Genomic DNA, 481 nt, shown 5'->3' with positions numbered 1-481 from the left:
TCGAAGACACCATCGACACCACCACCGTGGCCGTCACTGCCGAAGCCGCAAAGGAGGGTGATGCCAACCTCACCTTCAACTTCCAGCTGAGCAACCCACCGCAGGCAGGTAGCACCACCACGCTGACCGTAAATGTCGGTGGCACTAACTACACCGTTGATATCGATGCTTCCGGCAAAGGCACGCTGCTGGTTCCGAACACCAACGTTGAAGACGTTTACAAAGATGGTAGCGAAGTCACTGCAACCGTCACTGCGGTCAATGGCGGCAACTTCGAAGCTGTGGATCTGACCGGTGCGACTACTACCGTTGCCGTTGAAGATACTATCGATACCACGACTGTGGCCGTCACTGCTGAAGCTGCGAAGGAAGGTGACGCCAACCTCACCTTCAACTTCCAGTTGAGCAATCCGCCGCAGGCTGGTAGCACCACCACGCTGACCGTAAATGTCGGTGGCACTAACTACACCGTTGATATCGA

The 481-nt window shown here is 55.7% G+C and carries 1 protein-coding gene; it reads left to right on the top strand.

Features of this window, described 5'->3' with window-relative positions; translation table 11 throughout:
• A partial coding sequence (locus ACQZ2L_RS25060) for an immunoglobulin-like domain-containing protein (RefSeq protein ID WP_430328313.1) occupies window positions 1–481 on the top strand: 481 nt, incomplete at both ends.

Source organism: Pseudomonas shirazensis (genome assembly GCF_050496565.1).
In the GTDB taxonomy this organism is placed as follows: Bacteria; Pseudomonadota; Gammaproteobacteria; order Pseudomonadales; family Pseudomonadaceae; genus Aquipseudomonas; species Aquipseudomonas shirazensis_A.
This window is presented reverse-complemented; position numbering and strand designations above follow the sequence as displayed.